This is a genomic window from Anaeroplasma sp. (assembly GCF_034179385.1).
Classification (GTDB): domain Bacteria; phylum Bacillota_I; class Bacilli_A; order Acholeplasmatales; family Anaeroplasmataceae; genus Anaeroplasma.
The window spans coordinates 1-4325 of the sequence record NZ_JAXFPY010000055.1; the positions used below are offsets into that span (position 1 = coordinate 1).

6 protein-coding genes are annotated in these 4325 nt (G+C 28.6%); all 6 read left to right on the plus strand.

The window, feature by feature from the left end; translation table 11 throughout:
- Nucleotides 1-8 precede the first annotated feature (8 nt).
- The 6 genes from SPJ17_RS03545 (at nucleotide 9) to SPJ17_RS03570 (ending at nucleotide 4251) form a co-directional block, all read left to right on the plus strand.
- Nucleotides 9-818: a hypothetical protein gene (locus SPJ17_RS03545; protein ID WP_321092827.1), complete on the plus strand. Its 810-nt coding sequence runs from the start codon at nucleotides 9-11 to the stop codon at nucleotides 816-818.
- The gene (locus SPJ17_RS03550) at nucleotides 808-2040 is read left to right on the plus strand and encodes a hypothetical protein (RefSeq protein ID WP_321092829.1); all 1233 of its coding nucleotides are present in this window, start codon (nucleotides 808-810) and stop codon (nucleotides 2038-2040) included. The genes SPJ17_RS03545 and SPJ17_RS03550 overlap by 11 nt, the downstream gene beginning before the upstream one ends.
- A 20-nt stretch (nucleotides 2041-2060) precedes the next feature.
- Entirely contained in the window at nucleotides 2061-2870 is an 810-nt protein-coding gene (locus SPJ17_RS03555; protein WP_321092830.1) for a hypothetical protein, read from the plus strand.
- A gap of 117 nt (nucleotides 2871-2987) precedes the next feature.
- Nucleotides 2988-3209 (plus strand): helix-turn-helix transcriptional regulator, encoded by a 222-nt coding sequence (locus SPJ17_RS03560; RefSeq protein WP_321092831.1) that lies wholly within the window; start codon nucleotides 2988-2990, stop codon nucleotides 3207-3209.
- Nucleotides 3210-3385: 176 nt separating this feature from the next.
- Entirely contained in the window at nucleotides 3386-3817 is a 432-nt protein-coding gene (locus tag SPJ17_RS03565) for a hypothetical protein (RefSeq protein ID WP_321092833.1), read from the plus strand.
- Nucleotides 3817-4251, plus strand: a complete 435-nt coding sequence (locus SPJ17_RS03570) for a 4Fe-4S cluster-binding domain-containing protein (RefSeq protein ID WP_321092834.1) — start codon at nucleotides 3817-3819, stop codon at nucleotides 4249-4251. Before SPJ17_RS03565 ends, SPJ17_RS03570 begins: the two co-directional genes overlap by 1 nt.
- Nucleotides 4252-4325 lie beyond the last annotated feature (74 nt).

The window sequence follows — 4325 nt, forward strand, 5'->3', positions numbered from 1 at the left end:
GTTAAAAGATGAAACTATTTAATGAATCCTTAACAAATAGATATAATACATTAGAAAGAAATATAAAATCTAAAAGTAATTCTTTCTATGATTCTTACCTTGATTTATTAGAGGCTACAATTAAATATATTCTAGATGAAAATAGCATTTCCTATGATGATTCTAGAACATGTGGTTTTATTGTAAGAGAAGAAAAAATAAAGTCATTCCTTTTAAAAGAATTGAAACTAGATGATTATACATATGAAAAACTACCAGATTATATTAAGAAATGTAATGATCATAAGCATAAAAAAGAAAAATGGCTTGGTATTGAATCTGTAATCAATTATTTGAAGGTATATTATAGTTTAATCAATTATTATATTGATTATATAAAAGGAATTAGAGTTGATTTTGATGCTGAATATTATACTAGTATTTTTGGAGAAACCGAAAGACTAAACACTGAGTATAAAAACGAAGTAGCAAGATTAAAAGAAGAATTACAGGAATCCATAGATTCGAATAAAATATCAGAACAAGATATCATATTATATAAGTCATTATTATCCAGTAAAGAAATTGAAATAAATAATTTGGATGAACAAAATAGAATTTTGCAAGGTCAGATTAGCATACTAAAAGACATTAAGCTTAATTCTATGGAGGAGAAGCTTAATAAAACTATTGATATGCTAAATAATATGCAAGACTATTTAGTTGAGAATAGAATTATTGCCAGAAGAACATCTAGATTAATAGATGGTAGAGAAATAACCGATGATGAATTAAAACAAGAACGATTAAAATTGGAGGCAATCAAGAATGGAAAATAAGCCTCAGAATGTATTTGATAAACTAGATAAACAAGGTGAGCAAATAGAAGATATCTCTCAAAGATTAGAGGGTATTAGCATTGAAGATTTATATGCTTTAGCAAAAAGAACCTGGGATTATGAGGATTATCAAACAGCTCAAAAGTATTATAATCATATCAGTCTTTTAAGACCTCTTGATTGGGAGGCACCATTATATGCATCGTTATGTAATGCAAGAGGAAGACATGATTTTTATTATTGGACTGATACATTGCCAGCTATGTCCAAAGTTTACTTAGCAACAATTGATTATATTCTTAATTTGAATTTCGATGATTTAAAAAAAGAAGATGAATTATCCAGATGTTTAAAGATTATTCGTGATGATATAAATAGCACAATTAGATTTACTTTTAACCGATTAAAGGATTTTTTGAATGCTAATAATAGTTATATTTTAGATTTAGAAAATGGTTTATATAAACTATATGAAAAATACCATGAATCTCAATTTTCGTGTTTAAAGGAATTCTCTCTTGATATATTAAAAGAAATATTTAATATTATAAATCAAACAAAACAGATTTCATCGGATATTTCTAAGGAAAAATATGACTATATGGTCGATATATCAAAGGGTGTTCCTAAATATAAGTATGAGGAGCTTATAGAGTTTCAATCACTTCACAATTTATCGATGGAGGAGGAAAAAGAAATTAAGCTAAATGGTGTATTGTTTTATGAATATCACGATAAAGTGCTTTTAAAAAGAAACTTTCGAAAAGGGATGATTGTAAGTGGTATTATTCTTTTTTTGGCTTTAACTGGTATTATTGGATCTTCAGTATTAGAATTTTGGTATGTAATGACATCTTACCTTGTTTCATTATTTACCGGAATCCTTTTATTAATTAAATCGTTAATGTCAAAAAATAGAATAAATGTCTCGTCATTTTTATGTTTTTCAAGGAAAAAGGCAAGATTAACATCTAATGGAGATATAATATTTGAAAATAAAGTTAGTGTTTTAAAATATGTTCTTGCGGTGTTAAACATTATTATGGTTTTAGGTCCAATCCTTTTTTCAGTGTTAAATATTTCTGTTCCTGTTACAATTATGTGTGTGTTATCTATAGTACTTAGTTTCTTTTGTTTTACTATTTTGTTTACAATCGATTTTATATGTTCATGGGATGGATACTATACATACTTATATAAAGGTAAGTACTATGAATTCTAATAAAATAGGAGATTCTTGTTATGGAAAATAAGCCTAATAATGTATTTGAAAAATTAGATACTTTAATTGTTCAAAATGAAGAAATATTGGATTTATTAAAGAATCAAAAATCCAATCAAAATGCTAGTGCTCAATCAAATGTAAGTGAAAATGTATTGCCAAAGGAGAGTGTTAAAAATACTTCTGATGATAAGCAAATAATCAGCACATTTATCAAGAATTCTAAAAAAGAGCATGTTTGGTTTGGACCAATTAGTGATTTTAATAAATCTAAATTAATAGTATATGTTCTTGCAGTAGCATTAATTATAGTGGGAGTTATATCAACAATCCTAACAAGTATTGCATTTAAAATGTATTCGACATTCTCTCTATTTGAAAATATTTGGTTAGTATTTGCTATATTAATGTTTACCCATTCCATTAATGCCAAAAAAAGAATTCAAGATATTGATTTAATGGCTCATTCTAATACTATTTTTAATATGAATGCTGATGGAACTTGGTATGATACAAATGAAGAAAAGAAAAAATATAAGTGGTTTAGAAGAATATCTTATATTGCTGTAATTGCAAATATTATAGTAATATGGGTTAATTCAAATGGTGGACTTGCAGTTGCTGCAACTTTATTTGAAATTGCATTTTTAGGATTAACTATAGGGTTAAATTTTGCCTATACTAATTTGTTCTGTATGTATGGTAATTTTATATTTTTTACGGGAAGAAATTTATCGAATACCGAAACAGTTACTTTGGTTTTTGATTCTATGCAAAGAAAATTAACTATTTATGATGAATTAGATAATAATATGAAGAAATATTTATAATAATGCTTAAAGATGGCTTAAATGCCATTTTTTTGTTATAATTAAATTGTTCTCGAAGTTATATGTGAACTCTGGAGCATTGGTAAGCAATTATCTTCGCAAAGGAGGTAATTGCATATGACAACAAAAAGAGAACCTTTGGCGAAGAGATTCGGCAAAGCATTAAAAATTCAAATCAAAAGAAAGGGCATGACTCAAGCTGCTTTTGCAGAAGAAATGGGTTATGTAAATGATGAGGTTATTAGAAGATGGATTCACGATGGTATCGTAAAGGCTGAAACTATGGACCGTATTCTTGATTTCTTTGATATGGATTTTGAGGAATTCCTAGATTTATAGGAGTTCCTTTTTTTATACCCCTACAGTTTTGTCACTATTTACCATCTTTAACCTAAACGATAATAAGGGTGTAGCAAGTAGATGTGAATCAAAGGTGAGAAAACCCCTACAGTTTTGTCACTAATAATGGTTCAAAAGATTTGCGAAAATATAGGTGTAAAGGATAGGTGATTGATATGATGAAGTATTTCAAAGTAGTAGCAAAATGTGGCCATGTAGGCAAAAAGCAGTATGTTCCTGTTCCATTCGCTGTAATGGCAGAAACTGGTAAGGAGGCAGCAAAAATTGCAAGATACTTACCAAGAGTTAAACATGATCATAAGGATGCAATCCTAGATTGTAAAGAAATTACATATGACGAGTATCAGGAACTTAGTGAATCAAATTCTAAGGATGATTACCTAAAGTGCCATAATGCGCAAGATCAAAACAAATTAGATTTGTCTAGCAGATTGGTCCATGATAATCATTACGATATGGTTCAAGATAAGTACAGACATATTCCTACACAAGAGGATAAGTTAAGAAGAAAAGCAAGAATCGAATACAAAAAGAAAAGATTAGAGCAGCAAAATAATCGAGTAATGAGATTGGTAGGTGAGTTCTAATGAAGATAGTAATTAATACAATTAGATATGATAACAGCTTAGTTGATGGCCCAGGAATAAGAACTGACTTATTCCTTCAAGGCTGTGATATTCATTGTCCTGGATGTCAAAATGAATCAACATGGGATATCAGGAATGGTATCGAAATAGAAATTGATGATTTGGTTCAGGAATTGAAATCAAATATGAAGAATAACAAATTAACTATTACTGGTGGAGAGCCATTATATCAAAAGGAAGCTTTAATAGTACTTATTAATAAGCTAGAAGGTTTTGATATAGCACTTTATACCGGTCATCAAGAATCTGATGTTCCAGAAGAAATAAAGAGTAAGATAAAGTATTTGAAATGTGGTCCATTTATCGAAAGATTAAAGACTACAGTAAAACCTTATGTAGGTTCATCTAACCAAGAATTCAAGGAGGTAAAGTAGGGATGAAGCAATTAAATAACGATAACGCAGCAAATAGAACAAGCTATGTAGGGAATGTTTATAACATAGGCGAA